This window comes from Pseudomonas sp. MIL9, assembly GCF_016887925.1.
Taxonomy (GTDB): Bacteria; Pseudomonadota; Gammaproteobacteria; order Pseudomonadales; family Pseudomonadaceae; genus Aquipseudomonas; species Aquipseudomonas mohnii.
The window spans coordinates 83,665-106,329 of record NZ_JAFEHE010000007.1 but is presented as its reverse complement, the minus strand read 5'-3'; the positions used below and the strand labels follow the sequence as shown (position 1 = coordinate 106,329).

Annotated in this window: 19 protein-coding genes; 8 read left to right on the top strand and 11 right to left on the bottom strand. The window is 62.4% G+C overall.

Going from position 1 to position 22,665, the window contains the following annotated elements; genetic code table 11:
* Positions 1-122 precede the first annotated feature (122 nt).
* Positions 123-1,022: a LysR family transcriptional regulator gene (locus JQF37_RS09820; RefSeq protein ID WP_130207908.1), complete on the bottom strand. Its 900-nt coding sequence runs from the start codon at positions 1,020-1,022 to the stop codon at positions 123-125.
* Between the two features lie 159 nt (positions 1,023-1,181).
* Between JQF37_RS09820 and JQF37_RS09815 the strand changes: the two genes are divergently transcribed.
* Together JQF37_RS09815 and JQF37_RS09810 are read left to right on the top strand one after the other, a co-directional pair.
* The gene (locus tag JQF37_RS09815; protein WP_130207906.1) at positions 1,182-2,201 is read left to right on the top strand and encodes an alpha/beta hydrolase; all 1,020 of its coding nucleotides are present in this window, start codon (positions 1,182-1,184) and stop codon (positions 2,199-2,201) included.
* Positions 2,202-2,409: 208 nt separating this feature from the next.
* The gene (locus tag JQF37_RS09810) at positions 2,410-3,837 is read left to right on the top strand and encodes a mechanosensitive ion channel family protein (protein ID WP_130207904.1); all 1,428 of its coding nucleotides are present in this window, start codon (positions 2,410-2,412) and stop codon (positions 3,835-3,837) included.
* A gap of 189 nt (positions 3,838-4,026) precedes the next feature.
* Here JQF37_RS09810 and ycaC read toward each other — a convergent pair whose 3' ends face one another.
* The 5 genes from ycaC to JQF37_RS09785 all read right to left on the bottom strand — a co-directional run bounded on the left by ycaC (position 4,027) and on the right by JQF37_RS09785 (position 9,204).
* Positions 4,027-4,653 carry an isochorismate family cysteine hydrolase YcaC gene (gene ycaC, locus JQF37_RS09805; RefSeq protein ID WP_095942850.1) on the bottom strand — a complete coding sequence of 209 codons (627 nt, stop codon included), beginning with the start codon at positions 4,651-4,653 and terminating at the stop codon, positions 4,027-4,029.
* Between the two features lie 69 nt (positions 4,654-4,722).
* Positions 4,723-6,561, bottom strand: a complete 1,839-nt coding sequence (locus JQF37_RS09800; RefSeq protein WP_130207902.1) for an amidohydrolase — start codon at positions 6,559-6,561, stop codon at positions 4,723-4,725.
* Entirely contained in the window at positions 6,558-7,169 is a 612-nt protein-coding gene (locus JQF37_RS09795; RefSeq protein WP_130207900.1) for an antibiotic biosynthesis monooxygenase, read from the bottom strand. Before JQF37_RS09795 ends, JQF37_RS09800 begins: the two co-directional genes overlap by 4 nt.
* Positions 7,162-7,578, bottom strand: a complete 417-nt coding sequence (locus JQF37_RS09790) for a DoxX family protein (RefSeq protein ID WP_130207898.1) — start codon at positions 7,576-7,578, stop codon at positions 7,162-7,164. Before JQF37_RS09790 ends, JQF37_RS09795 begins: the two co-directional genes overlap by 8 nt.
* Positions 7,579-8,283: 705 nt before the next feature.
* Positions 8,284-9,204 (bottom strand): LysR family transcriptional regulator, encoded by a 921-nt coding sequence (locus JQF37_RS09785; protein ID WP_130207897.1) that lies wholly within the window; start codon positions 9,202-9,204, stop codon positions 8,284-8,286.
* Between the two features lie 227 nt (positions 9,205-9,431).
* Here JQF37_RS09785 and JQF37_RS09780 point away from each other — a divergent pair, with 227 nt between their 5' ends.
* Positions 9,432-9,848 carry an AraC family transcriptional regulator gene (locus tag JQF37_RS09780; RefSeq protein WP_130207896.1) on the top strand — a complete coding sequence of 139 codons (417 nt, stop codon included), beginning with the start codon at positions 9,432-9,434 and terminating at the stop codon, positions 9,846-9,848.
* A gap of 106 nt (positions 9,849-9,954) precedes the next feature.
* Here the strand turns inward: JQF37_RS09780 and JQF37_RS09775 are convergent, their stop codons facing one another.
* Positions 9,955-10,779: an alpha/beta hydrolase gene (locus JQF37_RS09775; protein ID WP_130207894.1), complete on the bottom strand. Its 825-nt coding sequence runs from the start codon at positions 10,777-10,779 to the stop codon at positions 9,955-9,957.
* 34 nt (positions 10,780-10,813) lie between these two features.
* Positions 10,814-11,389, bottom strand: a complete 576-nt coding sequence (locus tag JQF37_RS09770; RefSeq protein ID WP_130207892.1) for a flavodoxin family protein — start codon at positions 11,387-11,389, stop codon at positions 10,814-10,816.
* A gap of 358 nt (positions 11,390-11,747) precedes the next feature.
* On the opposite strand from JQF37_RS09770, the gene JQF37_RS09765 reads away from it, so the two are divergent.
* Positions 11,748-14,552 (top strand): winged helix-turn-helix domain-containing protein, encoded by a 2,805-nt coding sequence (locus JQF37_RS09765; protein ID WP_130207890.1) that lies wholly within the window; start codon positions 11,748-11,750, stop codon positions 14,550-14,552.
* On the opposite strand, the gene JQF37_RS09760 is transcribed toward JQF37_RS09765, so the two are convergent.
* Entirely contained in the window at positions 14,517-16,001 is a 1,485-nt protein-coding gene (locus JQF37_RS09760; protein WP_130207888.1) for a winged helix-turn-helix domain-containing protein, read from the bottom strand. The two genes, JQF37_RS09765 and JQF37_RS09760, sit on opposite strands and share 36 nt — an antisense overlap.
* A gap of 157 nt (positions 16,002-16,158) precedes the next feature.
* Entirely contained in the window at positions 16,159-17,109 is a 951-nt protein-coding gene (locus JQF37_RS09755; protein ID WP_130207886.1) for a GlxA family transcriptional regulator, read from the bottom strand.
* A 265-nt stretch (positions 17,110-17,374) separates the two neighbouring features.
* Between JQF37_RS09755 and JQF37_RS09750 the strand changes: the two genes are divergently transcribed.
* The gene (locus tag JQF37_RS09750; RefSeq protein ID WP_130207884.1) at positions 17,375-18,097 is read left to right on the top strand and encodes a pirin family protein; all 723 of its coding nucleotides are present in this window, start codon (positions 17,375-17,377) and stop codon (positions 18,095-18,097) included.
* Between the two features lie 42 nt (positions 18,098-18,139).
* Here the strand turns inward: JQF37_RS09750 and JQF37_RS09745 are convergent, their stop codons facing one another.
* Positions 18,140-19,015: a LysR family transcriptional regulator gene (locus JQF37_RS09745; protein WP_130207882.1), complete on the bottom strand. Its 876-nt coding sequence runs from the start codon at positions 19,013-19,015 to the stop codon at positions 18,140-18,142.
* Between the two features lie 115 nt (positions 19,016-19,130).
* On the opposite strand from JQF37_RS09745, the gene JQF37_RS09740 reads away from it, so the two are divergent.
* The 3 genes from JQF37_RS09740 (at position 19,131) to JQF37_RS09730 (ending at position 22,664) form a co-directional block, all read left to right on the top strand.
* Positions 19,131-20,360, top strand: a complete 1,230-nt coding sequence (locus JQF37_RS09740; protein ID WP_130207880.1) for a YbfB/YjiJ family MFS transporter — start codon at positions 19,131-19,133, stop codon at positions 20,358-20,360.
* Positions 20,361-20,532: 172 nt separating this feature from the next.
* A complete protein-coding gene (locus JQF37_RS09735) occupies positions 20,533-21,531 on the top strand; it encodes an NAD(P)H-quinone oxidoreductase (protein WP_130207878.1) in 999 nt (332 codons plus the stop codon).
* 179 nt (positions 21,532-21,710) lie between these two features.
* Entirely contained in the window at positions 21,711-22,664 is a 954-nt protein-coding gene (locus JQF37_RS09730; RefSeq protein WP_130207916.1) for an alpha/beta hydrolase, read from the top strand.
* Position 22,665: the final 1 nt, after the last annotated feature.

Sequence of the window (22,665 nt, the reverse complement as noted above, 5' to 3'; positions counted from 1 at the left end):
AGCCTCGCTCCCACAGTTTTATGGGCAGTCACACATTTGTGTGTATGCCCATAAAACTGTGGGAGCTGGCTTGTCGGGCCGCCGCCTCGCAGCGAAGGCGGTCTATCAGGCTCCATCCCTATTCAATGGCCCACCCCATCACTCTGATCCAGCCGCTCGCGCAAAAACTCGATCAACGCCTGCACCGGTCGCGATGACTGGCGGTGTTGCGGGTACACCGCCGACAGGGTCAGGGGCTCGGTTCGAAACTCATCCAGCACCGACACCAGCCGCCCGTCCTTCAATGCCGAACCGACAATGAAGGTCGGCAGGTACGTGATGCCCATCCCCGCAATCGCTGCGTCCTTGAGCAACTCGCCGTTGTTGACCCGCATGCGCCCGGTGACGTTGACGGCCAGCGGCTTGCCCTGCCCTGCGAAACGCCATTGCACCTGACGGCCGTGGCCATAAGGCAGGCAGTCATGGTTGTGCAAGTCTTCGGGCTTGAGCGGCGTGCCACGCTCGCTCAGATAAGCCGGGCTGGCGCAATACACTCGCTGGATGGAAGCGATGCGGCGGGCGATCAGCGTCGAGTCTTCGAGTATGCCAATGCGCAGCGCCAGGTCGTAGCCCTCGCCCAGCAGGTCCACCGGCCGGTCACTCAAGTCCACTTCCACCGTGACCTCGCGGTAGCGCTGCAAAAACACCGGCAGCAAGCACCCCAGATGGGCCAGGGCAAAGGACAGCGGCGCACTGACGCGAAGGGTGCCGCGCGGTTCGGTGGTCTGGCCGGCAATGCCCTGCTCCACTTGCTCGACCTCGTTCAGCAAGCGCAGGGCCGATTCGTAATAACTCTGCCCCAGGGGCGTGACGTCCAGTCGCCGGGTCGAACGATTGAGCAATCGCACGCCAAGGCGCTCTTCGAGTTGCATCAAGCGCCGACTGACAAATTGCTTGGACAGCCCCAGTTGATCGGCAGCGGCCGTGAAGCTGCCGGAGTCCATCACCTGGCAAAAAATACGCATATCTTCGAAGGGGTTCATTGTCACATCCCGGTTGACAGTCAAACACTTTATAGCGGCTTTTTCCCGTTTAGGCACCCTATTAATCTGTGCTCACGGTGTTGCTGAGGCCTGAATCAAACAGCCAACAGCAACCTGAAACCCAGGTACACAACGTCCAAGCACTTAAAAGGATTTGCCATGAACATCGTCAAGAAAACCCTGACCGCTTCCCTCCTCGCCCTGTCCATCGGCAATGCATTCGCCGCAGGCAGCCCCGGCGTCGAACACAACACCCAGGCCTTCCTCGAAGCCCTCGCTGCCGGGGGTGGCAAACCGCTGGAACAACTGAGCCCGAAAGATGCCCGTGCGGTGCTGACCGGCGCCCAGGCCTCGGTGAAAGTGGACCTGTCCGGTGTCGAGGTGAGCGACCGGGCGATCAAGGTCGATGGCCAGACCCTCAACCTCAAAGTCGTGCGCCCGGCCAAGGTCAACGGTGAATTGCCCGTGTTCATGTTCTTCCACGGTGGCGGCTGGGTACTGGGCGACTTCCCGACGCACCAGCGGCTGATTCGCGACCTGGTGGTGGGTTCCGGTGCCGTCGCGGTGTATGTCGATTACACACCATCGCCCGAAGCGCATTACCCGACCGCGATCAACCAGGCCTACGCCGCGACCCGTTGGGTGGCCGAGCACGGCAAGGACATCGGCGTCGATGGCCAGCGCCTGGGCGTGGCCGGCAACAGCGTCGGCGGCAATATGGCCGCAGTCGTTGCCCTGATGGCCAAGGAACAGAAAACCCCGGCACTGCGCTTCCAGCTGTTGATGTGGCCGGTGACCAACGCGCAGTTCGACACTGGCTCGTATCGGCAATTTGCCGAGGGCCACTTCCTGACCAAGGGCATGATGCAGTGGTTCTGGGACAACTACACCACCGACAAGGCCGAGCGTGCGCAGATCCACGCCTCGCCACTCAAGGCCGGCGCCGAACAGCTCAAAGGCTTGCCGGCCGCCCTGGTGCAGACAGCCGAATTCGACGTCTTGCGCGACGAAGGCGAAGCCTATGCCCGTCACCTCGACGCGGCGGGCGTGCCGGTCACGGCGGTGCGCTACAACGGCATGATCCACGACTTCGGCCTGTTGAATCCGCTGAGCCAGATTCCGGAAGTCCAGGCAGCGGTGCGTCAGGCAGCACTGGAGCTCAAGACACACTTGAACTGAGTCCTGTAAATAGTCTGCCTTCGAACCAATGTTGTAGGAGCGAGCCTGCTCCGGGCGGCGTTCCGACAATGAGCTGGAGAACACCGCGGGGCGTCAGGTTCCCCGCGTTTTCGTTCACGACCATCGCCAGCAGGCTGGCTCCTACAGGTATTGCATTAGCTTTGTATTCCGGAATTCCGTGAAGAACCTTTTTAAATGGAGTTTGCCCATGTCCTTTCTCCTGGCTCACCTGCTGTCCTGGAGCGCCCTGTTGCTGGTGATCGATGCACTGCTCTGGCATCTCGCACCGTTCAAGCATCGCGTCACTCAAATCGGCTGGCGCACCGGCCTGTTCCTGGTCTTCAGCACGCTCATCATCAATGCAGGCGTCAGTCCGTTGCAGGCACCGTTGTTCGCCGATGATCGCGTGGCGCAACTGGGGGCCACGGCCCTGGGGATTCTCTGGTGGCTGTACGCGGCGCGGGTGCTCACCGAAGTCATTGGCCTGGTGCTGATGCGGCGCATCGGTCACAGCGGCCGGCTGTTGCAGGATGTCATCGGCGCGCTGGTGTTTCTGGCCGCGATCGTCGCCGCAGCGGGCTACGTGCTGGAGTTGCCGGTCAAGGGGCTGCTGGCGACCTCCGGGGTGGTGGCCATCGTGGTCGGCCTGGCGTTGCAGAGCACCCTGAGCGATGTGTTTTCCGGCATCGTGCTCAACACCACCAAGCCGTATCAGGTGGATGACTGGATCTCGATCGACGGCGTCGAGGGCAAGGTGCTGGACATTGACTGGCGCGCCACCCACCTGCTCACCAGCGCCGGCAGTACCGCCGTGGTGCCGAACTCGGTGGCGGCCAAGGCCAAGATCGTCAACCTCAGTCGCCCGAGCAACATGCACGGGGTGTCGATCAGCATTCAAGTGCCTAACCACATTCGTCCGCGTCGAGTCCTCGACGCGCTGGACCGTACGCTTCAAGGCAGCAGCAGCCTGCTCTTGAACCCGGCACCCAAAGCGGTTTTGAAGGAGGCCGGCGAAACCCTGTCCGAGTATGTGGCCAGCGGTTTCATCGCCGAGCTCGGCAAAAAAAGCGAAGTGCGCAATCAGTTGTTCGACCTGGCCCATCGACACCTGGAAGCGGCCGGCATTTCCCGGCAGCTCGACGGTGTGATCGAGCCTTCGACACGGGCGCGAGCCTTGCTCGACGAGGTGAAGATTTTCCGTTCGCTGGGTGAAGACGAACGCGATCAATTGGCGCAGTCCATGACCGCGCAACAGTACGCAGCCGGTCAGGTAGTGCTGGGACTGGGTGAAGTGCCCGACTACTTGTATGTGATTGCCACCGGTGTCGTCAGCGCTTCGGTGCCCGACGGCGCTGGTCAAACCGAAGCCGGCCGGATGGGACCGAGCGAGGTCATGGGCGAACAAAGCATCCTCGCCGACACCCCCTCGCAGGCCACGTTCACTACCCTGACTTCGTGCATCATTTACCGCCTCGACAAATCCCTCACCCGCCACTGCATGGAGCAGCGCAGCGAAGTCGGCCAGGCGTTGAACAAGTTGCAAGCTGTGCGGGAGCAGAACAGTCGTCTGGCGTTGATGAGCAAACCGGTGGCGGTCAAGAAAGGCGGTTTTCTCGGCTGGTTGCAAAAGCGTTGAGGCAAAAATGCCCGCGCGTTGGTGCGATGTTTGAACCACTGTAGGAGCGAGCCTGCTCGCGATGGACTCGAGAACACCGCGTTTAGCCAGTAAACACGCGTTATCGTTAACGACCATCGCGAGCAAGCTCGCTCCTACAGGACAGCATTACCCGCAACGGCGGGCATTTCGCGGTGTCAGTGAGACGGCTTATTTGGCAGTGAACTTGGTATAGCTGTTGATCAGGTTGCGGTAGTTCGGCAGGCGTTCGGACAGCAGGTTGGCCAGGCCTTCCATGTCGTTGCGCCAGTCGCCCTGCAGCTCGCACGCCACCGAGAACCAGTTCAGCAGGTGTGCACCGGCAGCCGACATGCGTGCCCAGGCGGCCTGTTGCACGGTGGTGTTGAAGGTGCCGGAAGCGTCGGTCACCACAAACACCTCAAAGCCTTCGGCGATGGCCGACAGGGTCGGGAACGCCACGCACACGTCGGTCACCACACCGGCGATGATCAATTGCTTGCGACCGGTGGCCTTGATTGCCTTGACGAAGTCTTCGTTGTCCCAGGCGTTGATCTGGCCCGGGCGCGCAATGAACGGCGCGTCGGGGAATTGTGCCTTGAGCTCCGGCACGATCGGGCCGTTCGGGCCGCTGTCGAAACTGGTGGTGAGGATGGTCGGCAGTTTAAAGAACTTGGCGATGTCACCCAGGGCCAGCACGTTGTTCTTGAATTCGTTGGGCGAGAAATCCTGCACCAGCGAGATCAGGCCGGTCTGGTGGTCAACCAGCAGTACAACGGCATCGTCTTTGTTCAGGCGTTTGTACGGAACGTTGCTCATAAGAAACTCCTTGGAGGATGGTTATTGCAGGTAGCGCCGGGCCATCGGGCCGGCGCTTTTTTGTATTCGTCAGAAGGCAAAGCACGAGCAGCCGAAGGCGCCCCAGAAACCGGCGAAATCACTCACCGGCGCATTCGACAGTCGCGCCCGCTCATGGCTGTGGGAGTGCACCTTGCAAGGCCCGCTGCACTGGTGAACCTGCGCCTGCAAGGGCGAGTTCGGCCGCCAGTGCCCCGGCACTTTCACCACCGGCGACCAGTCCGGCAGCACCGGCACACTGGCCGGCCCGAGTTTTTCGAAATCACCGGCGGCGTACACCACCTTGCCGCCGACCACGGTCAGCACCGACTCGATCCACTTGATCGCTTCTTCGTCGACGCTGAAAAAGTCCGCGCTCAACGCCGCCACGTCCGCCAATTGCCCAACCTTGATCTGGCCCTTCTTGCCCTGTTCGGACGAGAACCAGGCGCTGCCGTGGGTGAACAGTTCCAGGGCGGTCAGGCGTGACAGGCCTTCGGCATGCAACTCCATGCCACCGACCGTGCGGCCGCTGACCATCCAGTACAGCGAAGTCCACGGGTTGTAGCTCGACACCCGCGTCGCATCGGTGCCGGCGCCCACCGGCACGCCTTCGGCCAGCATGCGTTTGATCGGCGGCGTAGCTTCGGCGGCTTTGGCGCCGTAGCGCTCGACGAAATATTCGCCCTGGAACGCCATGCGATCCTGAATCGCAATGCCGCCCCCCAGCGCCCTCACCCGCTCGATGTTCTGCGGGGTGATGGTTTCGGCGTGATCGAAAAACCAGGGCAAACCGTTGAACGGGATGTCGCGGTTGACCTTCTCGAACACGTCGAGCATGCGGCTGATGGATTCGTTGTAGGTGGCGTGTAGACGGAACGGCCAGCGCTGCTCGACCAGATGGCGCACCACCGGTTCGAGTTCGTCTTCCATGGTTTGCGGCAGGTCCGGGCGCGGTTCGAGAAAGTCCTCGAAATCCGCCGCCGAGAACACCAGCATTTCCCCGGCGCCGTTGTGCCGCAGGTAATCGTCGCCCTGGTGCAGGGTCACGCTGCTGGTCCAGTTCTTGAAGTCGGTCAGTTCTTCCTTGGGCTTCTGGGTGAACAGGTTGTAGGCGATGCGCACGGTCAGTTGCTCATCCTTGGCCAACTGCTCGATGACCTGGTAATCGTCCGGGTAGTTCTGGAAACCACCGCCGGCATCGATGGCGCTGGTCAGGCCCAGGCGGTTGAGCTCACGCATGAACTGGCGTGTCGAGTTGACCTGATACTCCAGTGGCAACTTGGGCCCCTTGGCCAGCGTCGAGTACAGAATCATCGCGTTGGGTCGTGCCACCAGCATGCCGGTCGGCTCGCCATTGGCATCCCGGACAATCTCGCCGCCCGGCGGGTTCGGCGTATCGCGGGTGTAGCCGGCGACGCGCAACGCGGCACGGTTGAGCAAGGCTCGGTCGTACAGGTGCAGCACGAACACCGGGGTGTCCGGCGCAGCCTGGTTGAGTTCTGCCAGGGTCGGCATGCGCTTTTCGGCGAACTGGAATTCGTTCCAGCCCCCCACCACCCGCACCCACTGCGGCGTCGGCGTGCGATCGGCCTGGTCCTTGAGCATGCGCAAGGCATCGGCCAGGGACGGCACACCTTCCCAGCGCAGTTCGAGGTTGTAGTTCAGGCCGCCACGGATCAAGTGCAAGTGCGAGTCGTTGAGGCCCGGAATGACGCAGCGCCCCTTGAGGTCGATCACTTGCGTGGCTGAACCGCGCAGGGCCATGGCTTCGGCATCGCTGCCAACGGCGACGAAGCGGCCGTCGCTGATGGCCACAGCGCTGGCGAGGGGCTTCTCACGGTCAACGGTATGAAATTGGCCATTGAACAGAATCAGATCGGCGTTCATCGCGTTTCCTTGGTCTGAGTGGAAGAGGACAGCCAAGGCGCGAACAGACGCGTCGCCATTGGCATGAACAGGTACACCACCGACAGCACGATGGTCAGGGTGATCAGGAATGTCGCGACCACGTAGTTGGAGAGCCAGGCATTGAGCTTCAACAGCGGGCCCCAGAGCAGCGGCACCAGCAAGGTGTGCGGCAGAATCACCAACAGCGTCACCACGGCCTGCTTCCAGCGTGGCGGCGGCGAGCCCGCTTCGGACGCTGGAGCGAACCAGAATTCGTTCACCGGGTTGACTTCGGTCTGGTCGCCGTCGGCCAGCATGGGTGTGGCTTCGCTGATCAGCGCCTGACGCTGCTCCGAGTCGAGCCAGCGCTGCATCGCCTCGGTGGAGCAAAACCGCAAGACGCAGGTGTAGGTGTCGAGACCGGCGTTCTTGCCACGAACCACGTCCACCCCCAAGTGCCCGTCCCACTGCCCGGCCACTCGGACAATGTTGCGCAGCCAGGCTTCGTAAGGCGCTTCAAACCCGGCCTTGACCCGGTGCTTGATGATCAGCGTCACAACCTCTTCGAAACCGCGCACAGGTGTGTCGAGCAAATTGGATTCAGGCATAACGAAAGGCTCCGGAAAATCGGTGATTGAACGCCAGCGGCCCCGGCCCGGCGATGAGGATGCTGGTGAACAGAATCAACAGCAGCCAGCCGAACTGGCCTTCGGCCAAGCTCCATTGCGGATGCACGATCAGCAACGCCACCAGCAGCACAAATAGAATAGGTAGACAGGCCAGACGCACCAGCACCCCGGCGACGATCAGCAACGGGCACAGCACTTCGGCAAAAATCGCCAGCATCAGCGTGAGATTCGCCCCCAGGTGGAACGGGTCTTCGATGCGCTGCAACTCGACAGCGTAGTTGAGCAGCTTCGGCAAACCATGCACCCACAACAGGAACAACGCCGCGCTGACCCGCAAGAAAAGCAGCCCGACGTCCCTGGCCCGTTCATCCCAACGCGAAACAATCATGACCGCCCCGCACAAATGAAAAACGACCGGCATGGAGGCGCCGGAACTTGATTCGATAGTGACGGGGCCAGGGCGGGAAAAATTGGATGTACGTGCTCTTTTTGCGCGAGGCTATCGTCCACAGGGCGACATAGGTGCCTGTAGGAGCGAGCTTGCTCCGGGCGGCGTTCCGACGATGGACGTCAACGATGACGCGGGCTGTCTGAATGCCCGCGTTGCCCGGACGTTCTTCGCGAGCAGGCTCGCTCCTACAGAAAGGCAAGGCGCGCCACCCCGCTCGTCACCACTCATCAGGCCGAGCGTTAGCTCGCCTGCAGCGCTTGATCTTGATCCACCCGCCCCTTCGGGAGGCTGAGTGGAGGTGTGCATCCGGGGAGTGGCGCGCAGCGCCGTTCGACGCAGTCGAACACGCTGCATATAGGTCGTCGCGAAGCAGACCGGAGGGCAGTGTCCCCGGATGGATACCGTAGCGAAGGAACGCCGAGCCTTAGCGAGGGGCCGGACGCCGGGGCGAGCGTTTTTTGCTTACTTTTTTAGGCGCTTGTAAAAAAGTGAGTCGCCGTAAGGGCGAAACCCTAAGTCGCCGTTACCGCGGAAACGGATATGTACGCGGTCAACAACACACAGGTCGGCTGTCAGGCCGCCATCGCTGCGATGCGGCGCCCCGACAACCCAGCTCCTGCAGTAGATCGAAGGCGAACACGATCAACCCGGAATCGGCAATGGCACCGACATGAACTGACTGATCCGCGAACGCAACCAACGCTCCGCCGGATCATTGTCATGCACCCCGCTCCAGGCCATCGACAATTGCGCCGCGTCGATGGCGAACGGCGGGTCTTCGGCACGCAAGCCACACCCTTCCACCAATGCGCAGGCCGCGTAGTCCGGCACCGTGGCGATCATTTCAGTACCGGCAAGCAACGCGCGCAAGCCACTGAACTGCGGCACACCCAATACCACCCGGCGGGTGCGACCGAGCTTGGCCAGGTCCAGATCAATGTTGCCGCTCAGGTCCCCGGAAAACGACACCATGGCATGGGGCCGTTCACAATATTCGTCCAGGGTCAGAGTCCCTGGCCGCGTGTCGCCACGCAGCACTTTGCAGGGAATGTCGCGCAGTTTCTTGCGCTTGGCATTGGCCGGCAGGTCCGTGGTGTAGCTCACGCCCACGGAGATTTCCCCCGATGCCAGCAACGCCGGCATCAACAGGTAATTGGCCCGGCGCACGACCACGACAATGCCTGGCGCCTCTTCTTGCAACTGACGCAACAGCGGCGGAAACAAGCCGAACTCGGCATCGTCCGACAGGCCGATACGAAACACATCGCAACTGGTCGCCGGATCAAACTCCTTGGCCCGGCTGACCGCCCCGGAGATGGTGTCCATCGCCGGTTGCAGCTCCTTGAGAATCACCAGCGCCCGCGCGGTCGGCTCCATGCCACGGCCATTGCGCAACAGCAGCGGGTCATCGAACAGGTCGCGCAACCGCCCCAGGGCAGCACTGACCGCCGGTTGGCCCATGAACAGTTTTTCCGCCACGCGGGTCAGGTTTTTTTCGAACATCAAGGCTTCGAAAATCACTAGCAGATTCATGTCTACACGGCGCAGATCGTTACGGTTCATGGGCACGGTTCCCTTGTGTGATTAGCCAGGCGCGAAGGCAATGATTGTCTCTGACTTTACTCAAAACTGCCCGCTTCAGCCGGGAGGAATTAACAACGTTTAACTCGTCAGCCACAGGGCCGCGCCCAAGAATGAAAACCTCTGCGCAGAGCTGTTTTTCTTCCAGAGGGAAGGCACTGGCCAACAGGCCGTACGCCGTTGCATTCCCACCGACACGGACATTGGACATGGCTCACTCACAGCAAACCCTCGCCCGCGCCCCGGTCAGCGAACCCTGCAACACCGGCAGTGGCGGCCTCAGCCCACAGCGCGAACGGCTGGTGAAGCAACTGATCCTCGATGGCCTGGGCGACAGCCTGGAAGTCACCGAGCTGGCCCGGGCCTGCGCCCTCTCGCGCAGTCACTTCTCCCGTGCGTTCAAATGCAGCACCGGCCATTCGCCCCAGGAATGGATTCGCCAACAGCGCATCGCCCGGGCCAAGCTGTTGATTCAACACACGGACCTGAGCCTCACGCAAATCAGCCTCGAATGCGGCTTTTGCGATCAGGCGCACTTCTGTCACATGTTCACCCGCAGCGAAGGCATCAATCCGTTTGCCTGGCGCTGCCGGGTTGTGCGTTCCCTCCCTCAATTGTCCCTGTAAGCCCATGGCTTGCCGGCGATGGCGATTTCACGATCGCCTTCGCCGGCAAGCCGGGTTGTTGCAGGGTTGCGTTATTGCGATGCAACCCTGCTGTGATACTCCGGGATTAACCCTTCAGAAACGCCAGCAAATCGCTGTTGAGTTGATCCTTGTGGGTGTCCGTCAAGCCATGGGGCGCGCCAGGGTAGACCTTCAACGTCGAACCCTTGACCAGTCCCGCCGAAGCGATGCCCGCCGCTTCGATCGGCACCACCTGATCGGCGTCGCCGTGTACCACCAGGGTCGGCACGTCGAATTTCTTCAGGTCCTCGGTGAAGTCGGTTTCCGAAAACGCCTTGATGCAGTCGTAGGCATTCTTGTGGCCGGAGGTCATGCCCTGCATCCAGAACCAGTCGATCATGCCTTGGGACGGCTTGGCGTCAGGCTTGTTGAAGCCGAAGAACGGGCCGCTGGCGAGGTCTTTATAGAGTTGCGAACGGTTCGCCAGTGAGGCCTGACGAATGCCGTCGAACACCTCGATCGGCAGCCCGCCGGGGTTGGCCGCCGTCTTGAGCATCAACGGCGGCACCGATGAAATCAGCCCGGCCTTGGCCACCCGACCGGTGCCATGACGACCGATGTAGCGCGCCACTTCGCCGCCTCCGGTGGAGAAACCGAACAGCACGGCGTCGCGCAAATCCAGGTGTTCGATCAATTGCGCCAGGTCATCGGCGTAGGTGTCCATGTCGTTGCCGAACCACGGCTGGCTGGAACGGCCGTGCCCACGGCGGTCGTGGGCGATGACGCGGTAGCCCTTGGACGCCAGGAAGATCATTTGCGATTCCCAGCTGTCGGCATTCAGCGGCCAACCGTGACTGAAGACAATCGGCTGACCGGTGCCCCAGTCCTTGTAGTAAATCTCGGTGCCGTCGCGGGTGGTGAACGTGCTCATGAGGCGTGCTCCTTTACGTGGGGGTTGGGGTGAATCAATCGGATACGGGCCCCATGCGCTCGGCCAGCCGCGCCACCCGCTCACCCAGATGGGCGGCGGTGCAGCGGTCTTCAGGGGGCGGCGCCAGGTCGGGGGACTGTTCGACATTCGACTGGGCCATGGCGCCCAGCGAGCTGCCCAGCCGGTTCAATTGCCCGTCGAACACACCGGTGCCGGAGCGCGCGGGCAACAGGTCGAGGCCGACCCAGATCATCGAATGCTGGGCGGCGAACACGGCCATCTGCAGCAAGGTATTGAGTTTGTCGCCGCACAGGCAGCCGGAATTGGTGAAGCCGGCAGCCAGCTTGTCGCGCCACGGCTGCGCCAGGTAAAACGCGGCCGTGGTTTCCATGAAGCCCTTGAAGGCGGCGGAGGCGCTGCCCATGTAGGTCGGGGCGCCGAAAATGATTGCGTCGGCCTGGTGCAAGTGCTCCCAGTGCTCGTCCACCTCTTCTACCGCGATCAGCCGGCAGGTGCTGCCCAGGTGCCGCTCCACCCCTTGAGCCACGGCTTCGGCCATGACCCGGGTGTGGCCGTAGCCGCTGTGATAGACCACGACCACCTTGCTCATTGCGGTGTCCTCCAGACATGCAAAATCCATGTAGGTGTCGCCGCAGGCTGCGCTTGATTTTAGAAGCTAAAATCAACGGTTCGCAGTCGACGACAACGCTTACAGAATTGGAGTTTTGGGTGTAGAGCGGACGCAGGACGAGTTAAACGTTGTTAATTTTTCCTGGCGCGCCAAAAGCCTCGACCGCGCCTTTGTCAGCTTCGAGCCCAATTAACACGGGACTGGGCAATAGGCTGGCAAACACAGCGGTCGATACTGGCACCCTGCAGTCACCCGAGCCATGCATTGCGTTCGGGAAATAAACTGATAAACATGTTCGAAAGCCGCGAACTAGACGTATGCGATCAGGAGTGACCCGTTGACCTTTTCCCCCGAGCAGGCTGTCCATTTCGGACCCTACAGGATCTACCCCGGACAACGCCTGGTGATGGAGGCCGAGCGGCCCCTGCGCCTGGGCCGGCGGGCCATGGATATCCTGTTGATCCTGCTGGAACACGCCGGGAATGTGGTCAGCAAGCAACACCTGATGGCCGAAATCTGGCCCAACAGCGTGGTGGAAGAAATCAACCTGCGGGTGCACATGGCCGCCCTGCGCAAGGCGCTGGGGGACGGTCAGGCCGGCCAGCGCTATATCGTCACCGTGGCCCAGCGTGGCTACAGCTTTGTCGCGCCGTACTCGCTGGAGCACATCGAGCTCGACTGGCCAAGCGAGCCGGTCGAATCGAGCAGCCATAACCTGCCCCTGCGCCGCACCCGCATGATCGGCCGGCAAGCGCTGGTCGACAGCCTGATGACGCACCTGCCGCGCCAGCGTTTCATCACCCTGGTCGGCCCCGGCGGGATCGGCAAGACCACCGTGGCCCTGCGGGTCGCCGAACAGCTGATCGGTCGTTATCGGGACGGGATTCGCCTGCTGGACCTGGCGCCGATCAACGATCCGTCGATGATCACCGGTCATCTGGCGACGCTGCTCGAGCTGTCCCTGCATGATGCAGAACCCTTGAACAACCTCGCCGAGTTCCTGCGTGAACGCCAGATGCTGCTGGTCATCGACAATTGCGAGCACCTGATCGACAGCGTGGCGCTGCTGTGTGAGAGCCTGCTGCGTGGCGCGCCACATCTGCACATCCTGGCCACCAGCCGCGAGTGCCTGCGGGCTGAAGGCGAATTCGTTCAACGCCTGGAATCCCTGGACTGCCCCCCGCCCATCGCCGTGCTGGACCGCGCCCAGGCCCTGACTTTTTCCGCGCTGCAACTCTTCGTCGAACGGGCCATGGCCAGCCACGACAGCTTCGAATTGACTGATGCCGATCTGCCGCGGGTCATCGATATCTGCCGTCGCCTCGATGGCATCCCGCTGGCGCTGGAACTGGCGGCCGGGCAAGTCGCCAGCCTTGGCCTCGAAGGTTTGCTCAGGCAACTGCAAGGCAGCTTTCGCCAGCTCACCCCGCACAACCAGTCAGCCCTGGGCCGGCATCAGACCCTGCGCGCCACCCTGGACTGGAGCTTCGATCTGCTCAGTGTCTGCGAACAAACTTGCCTGCGCCGACTCGGGTTGTTCCGTGGCGGCTTTACCCTGGCGTCGGCAGCGGCGGTGATCGTCGGCGAACAGGTGGAAACGCGCGAGGTGTTTGGCTCGATCACGCAACTGGTGGCCAAATCCCTGCTGAACGTGGACGTCGGTGACGAAGAGGTGTTTTACCGTCTGCTCGACACCACGCGCAGCTATGCCCTGGAAAAACTCGAACAGGCCGGCGAGTTGCCCGCCACCCGCGAACGCCATGCCGAACGCTGCCTGGCCTTGATGCATCAGGCGCAAAACGACTGGGAGCACATTCCGACCGGCCTGTGGATCGAGCGCTATGCCCGTAGCCTGGAAGACGTCCGCTCGGCGCTCGATTGGGGATTGTCCGTAACGGGGCCGCACACCCTGGCGATCCGTCTGACGGCGACCTCGACGCCCCTGTGGCAGGAACTGTCGCTGCTCAAGGAGCACGGCGGGTATGTGCGCAGGGCGCTGGCCTTGCTCGAAGCGGCACCCGAGCCCTGCCCGCGCTTGAAAATGTCCCTGAAACTGGCCTTGGGCAGCGCCTGTTATCACGCTCAGGGCGGCACGGCGGAAACCATCGAAGCCTTCGTCAGCGCCCGGGCCCTGGCCAGGCTCTGTGACGATGTGGCCGGGCAATTGCGTGCGGTGTCCGGGCATCTGGCGGTCAACCTCAGCTGCGGCAACTATCAAATGGCCCTGGAACAGAGCCAGCAATTCGACCGCCTGGGGCTCAACGGCGATGCGCTACTGGACCTCAGTACCCACCGCCTTCGGGTGCTGGCCCTGCACTTCGCCGGGGATCAGCATCGGGCACGGGTGAATGCCGAGGAAGTCATCCAGCGCATGGCCCACAGCGGCCATCTCAACCGCTTCACCCATGGTTTTGGTGTGCAATATGACCAGAGCGTCGCCGCCCTGACCATCCTCGCGCGCATCCTCTGGATCCAGGGCCAACCGGAGCAGGCCTGGCGCACGGCCCGACAGGCGCTGGACATTGCGCTACAGATCAATCACGGCACGTCCATCTGCTACACCCTGGCACTGTCGGGTTGCCTGATCGCCCACTACAACGGCGACACCCGCACCGCCCGCGAGCTCTTGTGCCTGCTGCAGGAGCAGGCGCAAAAACACTCGGTACAGCTGTTCTATTCCTGGGCTCAGCACTATGCGCAGGTCATCCACCGTGCCGACGCGCCGGCATTGCCAGGCCCCGGCGCAGGTTTGATCAAGGAAATCATGGTCACGCTGGACAGCACATTCATCGATGACGATTTGCTGCAACGCGCCGACACCGGCGCGGCGGGCTGGTGCACGGCGGAGATTCTGCGGGCCCGGGCCGACGCACTGCTGGCAGCCGGTAGCCCGGCGAGCAACGACGCTGCCGAGAGCGTGCTGATCAGGGCGCTCAACGTAGCGCAGCACCAGGGAGCCCGGGCCTGGGAGTTGCGCAGCGCCACTTCGCTGGCGCGGCTGTGGCAGCGTCAGGGACGCTATCGGCAAGCCCATGAGCTGCTGGCGCCGATCTACCAGCGCTTTACCGAAGGCTATGCCACCCCGGACCTGATCGCCGTGCGACGCCTACTCGGCGAGTTGCAGGAGCACTTGCCGGCCTGATGGCTTGGGGGCCCGAGCGATGTGAGTGGCGTAACGCATTTCGAAGGTGCATAAGGCGCCACTGTGTTCGAGTTTTTCCAGGGCGTAACGACGGGTGGTGTTGAGAAAACGGTAGCGCGTCAGCCCATCGACCTGTTCGCGCGACAGCAGCGATTTCAGTGCCAGGCCCTCCATCACATGGCGCAGGTTGGCGGGCAACAAGGTTGCGCAACTGATCACCCCCATCGCCGCGTCCAGGGTAAACGCCGACTTGAACACCGCCAGACGCTGCAGCACGATTTGTTCTACCGGGCTCAGCCGCTCATAACTCCAGTCCAGGGCGGACTTGAGCGTCTGGTGGCGCGGCACGGCGGTGCGTCGCCCCCGGGTCAGCAGTTGAAAACAGTTACCCAGCTGGGCTTGCAGCCCCACCAACGCCAACGCATCGATCTGCGCCGCCGCCAGCTCTATCGCCAGGGGCAAGCCGTCGAGGTGCTGACAGATTTCGCGTATGGCCTTGAGGTCCTGTTCGCGCAAGGCAAAGCTTTGTTGGCGGGCTCGGGCACAGCTGACAAACAGCTGCACAGCCGAATAGCCCATGACCTCGGCGACACTGCCCAGGGCCGACGCTTTCGGGACCAGAAGCGGTGGCAGCAACAGGACCGATTCGCCCGTGGCCAACAGCGGTTCACGGCTGGTGGCAAGAATCGACAGACGGGGTGCCGCGATCAGCAGCGCCTCGACCAGTGTCCGGCAACGTTCGAGCACGTGCTCGCAATTGTCGAGAACCAGCAACGCATGCCATTGCCCCAGCGCATCGAGGTCGGCGCCCACCTCCAGGTCCAGGGTGCGGGTCAGATGATCGACCACTTGCGCCGGGTCATCGATCATCGCCAGATCCACCCGCCACACCCCGTCACGGTAATGCTGCAGCAGCAGTTCGGCGACTCGCACGGCCACGGTGGTCTTGCCGATGCCGCACGGCCCGACCAGGGTCATGAAGCGCCGTACCGGCAGTTGCCGCACCAGGCTGCCGACCACTGCATCGCGACCGGTGACCGGTGTCAGGCGCGCGGGCAGGTTGTGCTGAGGTTTTTGCAGGTTTTCGAAAGCGACGGACGCGGCCGCCGCGACCTGGTGCACCGGTGCGACGAAGCTGTAACCACGCTGGGGAATGTTGGCGATGTAACAGTGACCGTTCTGCCCGTCACGAAAGGCCCGGCGCAGTGCGGCGATGTGCACGCGCAGGTTGATTTCCTCAACCACCGACCTTGGCCAGACCTGAGCGATCAGTTCGTCTTTGCTGACCACCGAGCCTGCGTGCTCGACCAGCACCTGCAAGATATCCAGGGCCCGTCCGCCCAGGCGCAGCGGCTGATTGCCTTCCACGACCAGGCGTTGATTCAGATGGAACGCGAAGGGGCCGAAGTGCAGCACCGTGTCGCCGTTGATATCTCTGAGGCTATTCATGCATCGTCACCTGCTGGAACCTGCCCGGCACGCGAGTCCATCCAGGCTCCGTACCTTCCTTGCAATGAGTTCAACGATATCTTGGCAGGCTTGGGTGACGGTACAACTGCCACGGGGGGAGCGTCACGGCCATTACGGTGCGCGCGACGGACACGGGCTAGCTGAACTGCTCTCGGTACTGGGTCGGGGTCAGGCCAAGCTTTTCACTGAACAGAAAACGCATGTGTCGCACGCTGCCAAAGCCACTCTTGAACGCCACGGTCTTGAGCGGCAAATCGCCGGTTTCCAGGAGGTTGCGGGCACAGTCGATGCGTGCGCCTTGCAGAAACTCCATGGGCGTCATGTTGACTTCCCGGGCAAACACCCTGGCGAAATGCCGTGGGCTCATGCTGGCCAGACTGGCCATGCGCTCGATGCTGAAGGCTTCGTCGAGGTGTTCGAGCACATGGTTCTGCACCCGGGTGATGGCCGTTTCATGGGGGGCGACCGCCGCCATCAACGGGCTGAACTGTGCCTGGCCACCCTGGCGCTTCATCACCACCAGCAGCACCTTGGCCACGTCCTGGGCGACTTTCTTGCCATGGTCTTCAGCGACCACCGCCAGCGCCAGGTCGATGCCCGCGGTCACGCCTCCAGAGGTGATGAGGTTGCGGTCCTGGATGTAAATCTGGTCAGTTTCGACGGTGGCCCTGGGGAAGCCCTTGATCAGGCGCTCGGTGTAGTGCCAGTGGGTGGTCACGCGAAAGCCGTCGAGCAGACCGGCATGGCCCAGCACAAACGCCCCGGTGCAGATCGAGCCATAGGTTCGGGATCGACTGACGTTGTGCTTGAGCCACTCGAGCAAGGGCGGATGTTTTTCGTTGTAGGCACCGGGGCCGCCGGGCACCAGCAGCAAATCAAAGCCGTCACAGGCCTGGTCGATAGGCTGGTCGGCCTGCACCTTCACGCCATTGGACGCCCGCAGTGCGCCGGGTTCAGTGCCAATGGTCGTCAGCACATAGTGGTCGGCGGGTTTGAGATAGCGGTTGGCAATGGAAAACACCTCCATCGGCCCGGCCATATCGAGCAGGAGAAAGTCGGGGAACAGCACCATTGCCACGGTTTTCATGGGTTTGAATCATCATTGAAATCAAGGAAGACCCGCGCATCGAACCCGCAGGAGCAAGTCCGCCCCCACAGGGTTCGCGCCCGGCATTAAAAATGTGTGTTGAGCATTATGGCTAAATTCACGGCGAACGTCGGTGATTCATTTTCGCAAAACTGTCAACCTGAGGGGGACAGTATTTCAATTTTCATCTACTTATTGCATCAACGAGTAAATATTAACCTTCTCCTCACTCGGACGAATCAACGTCCCCACAGGAGATTTCATCATGCTGACCCTTCGCAAAGCCTCGGAACGCGGCGCCGCCAATCACGGTTGGTTGAAGTCGTTCCATACCTTTTCCTTCGCCAACTACCGCAACCCGCGGGAACAAGGTTTCTCCGACCTGCTGGTGATCAACGACGACCGCGTGGCGGCCGGCAAAGGCTTCGGCCAGCACCCGCACCGCGACATGGAGATTTTCTCCTATGTGCTCGAAGGCGCGCTGGAACACAAGGACACTCTGGGCACCGGTTCGGTGATCCGCCCCGGCGACGTGCAGCTGATGAGTGCCGGCAGCGGCGTGGCGCACAGTGAATTCAATCACTCGGACAGCCGGCCGGTGCACTTTCTGCAGATCTGGATCGTGCCGGACGTCAGCGGCGCCAAGCCACGCTACCAACAAGAGCACTTCAGCACGCAGAAAAAACGCGGTCGCCTGCAGCTGATCATCTCCCCCGACGGCGCCGAGGGTTCGTTGAAGGTGCGTCAGGCCGCGCGGGTGTACGCAGGACTGATCGATGGCAAGGAAAGTGCGACCCTGGAACTGGCCGCCAACCGCTATGCCTACGTGCACGTGGCTCGTGGCAGTGTCGAACTCAACGGCCTGTCGTTGCAGGAAGGCGATGGCGTACGGGTTCGCGAGGAACAGCTGTTGACCTTGAGTAACGGCGTGGATGCCGAAGTCCTGGTGTTCGATCTGCGTCCGCAAGAGTTGCCGGAAATGCCTTGAACACCAACTGTTAGGCCAGGGAGCTTGCTCCCTGGCCACCGTTTATTCCCCCGTCCCCGCAAACCCCGCGACAATCTCATCGATCACCGCCCGCACCCGGGCGGTATGCCGCAAGTCCGCGTGGGTCACCAGCCAGACGTCATAGGGCAGCAGTCGTGTCCGCTCGGGCCATAACCTGACCAGCCCGTCCCTCTCCCCCATGTACACCGGCACTTCCCCCAGCCCGACGCCTGCCGCGATGGAGCGGCGCACCAACAGACTGGAACTCAGGCTGGCGACGATCCGCCCGCGCCCCAAGGGCTCGTTGACCAGGCTCATGTCTTTGCCGCCCTGCAAATAAGGCTGATACACCACCAGATCATGCCCCTCGAAGGCCGCTCCCGGCTCCGGCACGCCGTGGGCGTCCACATAGTCCTGTGAGGCGAACAGGCCCACGGGCCAGCGGGCGATTCGCCGGGCGATCAGGTCGGGGTTATCCGGCCGGGTATTGCGCACGGCGATGTCGGCTTCGCGTTTGGCCAGGCTGAGGATTTGTGTCGAGGCGTCCAGTTGCACCCGCACATCGGGATGCAATTGATGCAGGCGGGCGACCGCCGGAATCAGGAAGTCGATGGCCAGGGAATCGGTGGTGGTGACGCGTACCGTACCGGTAAGCCGGTCATCGAGGCCCTGGATCCGGCGCTCCAGTTCCAGTGCCGAAAGCTCCATTTTCTCCACCGCGCGCATCGCTGCTTCGCCTACCGCCGTCAGGGCATAGCCTTCGGAGGTACGCAGAAACAACGTTGCGCTCAAGGACTTCTCCAGCGCCGTGATCCGCCGCCCTACGGTGGCCTGATCCACCCCCAGCACCCGCGCGGCTCCGCGCAGCGTTGATTCGCGGCAGACCGCGAGAAATACCCGTGCGTCATCCCAGTTCATAAGGCCTCTCCCCGACCGATGCATATTCGCATCGCTGCAACGTGAAATCGCAGCATTATTGCATCATAAAACCCCGATATGCTGGCCCCCAGAGTAACCCCACAGGACAAAGCTCATGCTCAACGCCTCATCTCACACCCCTGCCCCGCGCAGCGCAATCTGGATGCCGATCTTCGCCGGCCTCTGCGCCAGCCTGGTCAGCATCGGTCTGGCGCGTTTTGCCTACACGCCGTTGATTCCCTCGCTGATCCAGGCCCACTGGTTCAGCGCCAGTGACGTGGTATTTCTCGGCGCCGCCAATCTGGTGGGCTATCTGATCGGCGCGCTGATCGGTCACCCGCTGGCTCGACGCACCTCCAACAACACTGCGCTACGACTGATGATGCTGGCGGTGACCCTGGCGTTCTTCGCCTGTGCCTTTCCGTTGTCGGTGAGCTGGTTTTTCGTCTGGCGCTTGCTGTCCGGCATTGCCGGTGGCGCGATCATGGTGCTGGTGGCGGCAACGGTGTTGCCCCATGTGCCGGCTTCGCGCAAAGGCCTGGCCAGTGGCGCGATCTTTCTCGGGATCGGCCTGGGCATTGCCGGGTCGGGGACGATCGTTCCGCCCCTGCTGAGCCTGGGTCTGCAACAAACCTGGCTCGGCCTGGGCTTGCTGGCGCTGGTCCTGACCGCGGTCAGCTGGTTCGGCTGGCCATCGGCCACGCCCCACGCACCGGCGACCACGCCGACCGATAGCGCGTCAACGACGACAAACCCGAGTGTCTACCTGTTGTTTGCCCAGTACGCGCTCATGGCGGCCGGGCTGGTGCCGGCCATGGTGTTCCTGGTGGACTACGTGGCCCGTGGGCTGGGGGCCGGGCAACATGTCGGCGCGCTGATCTGGGTGATGTACGGCCTCGGGGCGATTGCCGGGCCAGTGAGCTACGGCTTTCTGGCCGACCAACTGGGGGCGAAGTCGAGCATTCGTCTGGTGCTGGTGGTGCAAGCGATTGCCGTCGGCCTGCTGTCGATCTCCAGCACCTTTTGGGCACTGGCCTTGCTGGCGGTGATCCTCGGTTCGTTCCCGCCAGGCATCGTGCCACTGGCCCTGGCGCGGGTTCACGAACTGATTCCCGGGCATCACCGGCAGCAGGTCGCCTGGAGTCGCGCCACCGTGTCCTTTGCCACCTTCCAGGCCATCGCCGGGTTTGCCTACTCGGCGCTGTTCAACGCCAGCGGCGGCCATCACGCCCTGATGTTCGTGATCGCGGCCGGGGCCATCGTTGTCGCATTGCTGTTGGAGCTGGCTGTGCGTTCACTGGGTCAACCGAATGATGGCGCCTGCATCAAACCGACCGTTGCATGAACAACGCAAAACCCGTGTGGGAGCGAGCGCGCTCCGGGCGGCGTTCCGACGATGAGGACGATGGCACCGGAACCGTAGTGCCTGACCGGACGCTATCGCGAGCAGGCTCGCTCCCACAGGGGTTCAACACGTCGAACCGAAACGTTTTTTGTAATCACAACAGGTATCCATCATGACCCTCCCCCAAACCATGACCCAGATTGAAATCACCCAGCCCGGTGCACCCGAAGTCCTGCAACCGCGCCAGGTGCCCTTGCCTGTGGCGGGCCCTGGCGAAGTGCTGATCCGCGTGCACGCCGCCGGGGTCAATCGTCCTGACGTGCTTCAACGCGCCGGCAAGTACCCGATGAAACCCGGCATGAACCCGATTCCGGGGCTGGAGGTGGCTGGTGAAGTGGTCGCCATTGGTTCAGGTGCCAGCGACTTCATCGTCGGCGACAAAGTCTGCGCACTGACCAACGGTGGCGGGTATGCCCAGTATTGCGCGGTCCCGGCCAGCCAGACGCTACCGATCCCCGAGGGCATGGACTGGGTGCAAGCGGCAGCGATCCCGGAAACCTACTTCACGGTATGGGCCAATCTGTTCGACATGGGCGGCGCCAGCAAAGGCCAGCGAGCGCTGATTCATGGTGGCACCAGCGGCATCGGCACCACTGCGCTGATGTTGTGCCGCGAGTTCGGCATCAAGGCGTTCGCCACCGCAGGCAGCGAGGAAAAGTGTGCGGTGATCCGTCAATTGGGGGCCGAAGCGATCAACTACCGCGATCAGGACTTCGTCCAGGTCATACAGGAAAAAACCGCCGGCCAGGGGGTTAATGTCGTCCTCGACATCATGGGCGGTTCGTACCTGAACCAGAACATCGCGGCATTGGGCATGGACGGCCGAGTGGTGATGCTCGGTTTCCTCGGTGGCGCTCATGCCAGGGACGTCGATCTGCTGGCCATCATGGGCAAGCGCGCGGTGATTACCGGTTCGCTGTTGCGCGCACGCACCCGGGAAGAAAAAGCCTCGATCGCCGAACAACTGCGTGAGTACGTCTGGCCCGTGCTCGTCGCCGGGCGGTGCCGGCCGATGATCGACCAGGTCTATGCGCTCAACGATGCGGCCCAAGCCCATACGCGCATGGAAGGTGGCGATCACATTGGCAAGATCGTGCTGCGTGTGGATTGATACCGCGCAAATCCCTGTGGGCGCGTGCCTGCTCCCGAAGGCGGCCTGGCAATTGACATGAATGTTGAATGTCACGGCCTCATCGCGAGCACGCTCGCTCCCACAAGTCGAAATTATTCCTGTTGCCGGCACACATCTGTTAAAACGCGCGCTTCATGTCTGTGCCGGTAGACCACCCGATGCCCTCTGCTTTTCTCACCCGTCTGCGCCCACGCTGGCTGCCACTGCTGTGCATGGCCGCGCTGCTTGTCGGCCTGCCGGTGAGTTGTGGCGCACTCAAGTACAAAGAGCGCGAGCTGCTGTTTCGCATCGAACCGGGCACGGCCGGCTGGTATCGCGGCTTGCCCGGGGACGTTCAGGAGTTCGATATCAAGCCCGCCAGCTTCAAGGCCGGGCAGAACCTGCATGCCTGGTGGTGGCCGGCGGCGCGCCGCGATGCGCCGGCGATCCTCTACCTGCACGGCGTGCGCTGGAACCTCACCGGCCAGGCGTTTCGCATCGAGCAATTGCGCGCCATGGGGTATTCGGTGCTGGCCATCGATTACCGTGGGTTTGGCCAGAGCCATGGTGACCTGCCATCGGAAGCCAGCGTTTACGAAGACGCCCGGGCCGCCTGGGAGCGTTTCACGACCATGCAGCCGGATGCCGGCAAGCGTCTGATCTACGGTCACTCACTGGGCGGCGCGGTGGCCATCGACCTCGCCGCCGACCTGGCCGCGCAGGCGAAAAAGGATCATGTTGCGGTGCCGGTGCGCGGCCTGGTGATCGAATCCACCTTTACCTCGCTGGGCGATGCGGTGGCGGAAGTCGCCGACAACAACCTGCCGGTCAACTGGCTGCCGGTGCGCTGGCTGCTGTCGCAGAAGTTCGACTCCATCGACAAGATCGTCGATATCGACATGCCGTTGTTGGTGGTCCATGGCCTGGCCGATCCGTTCATGCCGTCGCGATTCAGCCAGCAGTTGTTTAATGCGGCCAACGAACCCAAGCGCTTGTTGCTGATCCCCGGCGGTACGCACAACAACAGCATGAGCCTGGGCGGCAGGCAGTATCGCCAGGCACTCGACAGCTTGATGAAGGCAAAACCACAAATCGCCGGGCCGGCAACTTCGCGAGGGGCGCAGGATTCCTGAG

Excerpts from the sequence above, each read along its gene's own strand:
- JQF37_RS09820 (WP_130207908.1), bottom strand. The coding sequence starts at position 1,022 with ATGAACCCCTTCGAAGATATGCGTATTTTTTGCCAGGTGATGGACTCC.
- JQF37_RS09815 (WP_130207906.1), top strand. The coding sequence starts at position 1,182 with ATGAACATCGTCAAGAAAACCCTGACCGCTTCCCTCCTCGCCCTGTCC.
- JQF37_RS09810 (WP_130207904.1), top strand. The coding sequence starts at position 2,410 with ATGTCCTTTCTCCTGGCTCACCTGCTGTCCTGGAGCGCCCTGTTGCTG.
- ycaC (WP_095942850.1), bottom strand. The coding sequence starts at position 4,653 with ATGAGCAACGTTCCGTACAAACGCCTGAACAAAGACGATGCCGTTGTA.
- JQF37_RS09800 (WP_130207902.1), bottom strand. The coding sequence starts at position 6,561 with ATGAACGCCGATCTGATTCTGTTCAATGGCCAATTTCATACCGTTGAC.
- JQF37_RS09795 (WP_130207900.1), bottom strand. The coding sequence starts at position 7,169 with ATGCCTGAATCCAATTTGCTCGACACACCTGTGCGCGGTTTCGAAGAG.
- JQF37_RS09790 (WP_130207898.1), bottom strand. The coding sequence starts at position 7,578 with ATGATTGTTTCGCGTTGGGATGAACGGGCCAGGGACGTCGGGCTGCTT.
- JQF37_RS09785 (WP_130207897.1), bottom strand. The coding sequence starts at position 9,204 with ATGAACCGTAACGATCTGCGCCGTGTAGACATGAATCTGCTAGTGATT.
- JQF37_RS09780 (WP_130207896.1), top strand. The coding sequence starts at position 9,432 with ATGGCTCACTCACAGCAAACCCTCGCCCGCGCCCCGGTCAGCGAACCC.
- JQF37_RS09775 (WP_130207894.1), bottom strand. The coding sequence starts at position 10,779 with ATGAGCACGTTCACCACCCGCGACGGCACCGAGATTTACTACAAGGAC.
- JQF37_RS09770 (WP_130207892.1), bottom strand. The coding sequence starts at position 11,389 with ATGAGCAAGGTGGTCGTGGTCTATCACAGCGGCTACGGCCACACCCGG.
- JQF37_RS09760 (WP_130207888.1), bottom strand. The coding sequence starts at position 16,001 with ATGAATAGCCTCAGAGATATCAACGGCGACACGGTGCTGCACTTCGGC.
- JQF37_RS09755 (WP_130207886.1), bottom strand. The coding sequence starts at position 17,109 with ATGAAAACCGTGGCAATGGTGCTGTTCCCCGACTTTCTCCTGCTCGAT.
- JQF37_RS09750 (WP_130207884.1), top strand. The coding sequence starts at position 17,375 with ATGCTGACCCTTCGCAAAGCCTCGGAACGCGGCGCCGCCAATCACGGT.
- JQF37_RS09745 (WP_130207882.1), bottom strand. The coding sequence starts at position 19,015 with ATGAACTGGGATGACGCACGGGTATTTCTCGCGGTCTGCCGCGAATCA.
- JQF37_RS09740 (WP_130207880.1), top strand. The coding sequence starts at position 19,131 with ATGCTCAACGCCTCATCTCACACCCCTGCCCCGCGCAGCGCAATCTGG.
- JQF37_RS09735 (WP_130207878.1), top strand. The coding sequence starts at position 20,533 with ATGACCCTCCCCCAAACCATGACCCAGATTGAAATCACCCAGCCCGGT.
- JQF37_RS09730 (WP_130207916.1), top strand. The coding sequence starts at position 21,711 with ATGCCCTCTGCTTTTCTCACCCGTCTGCGCCCACGCTGGCTGCCACTG.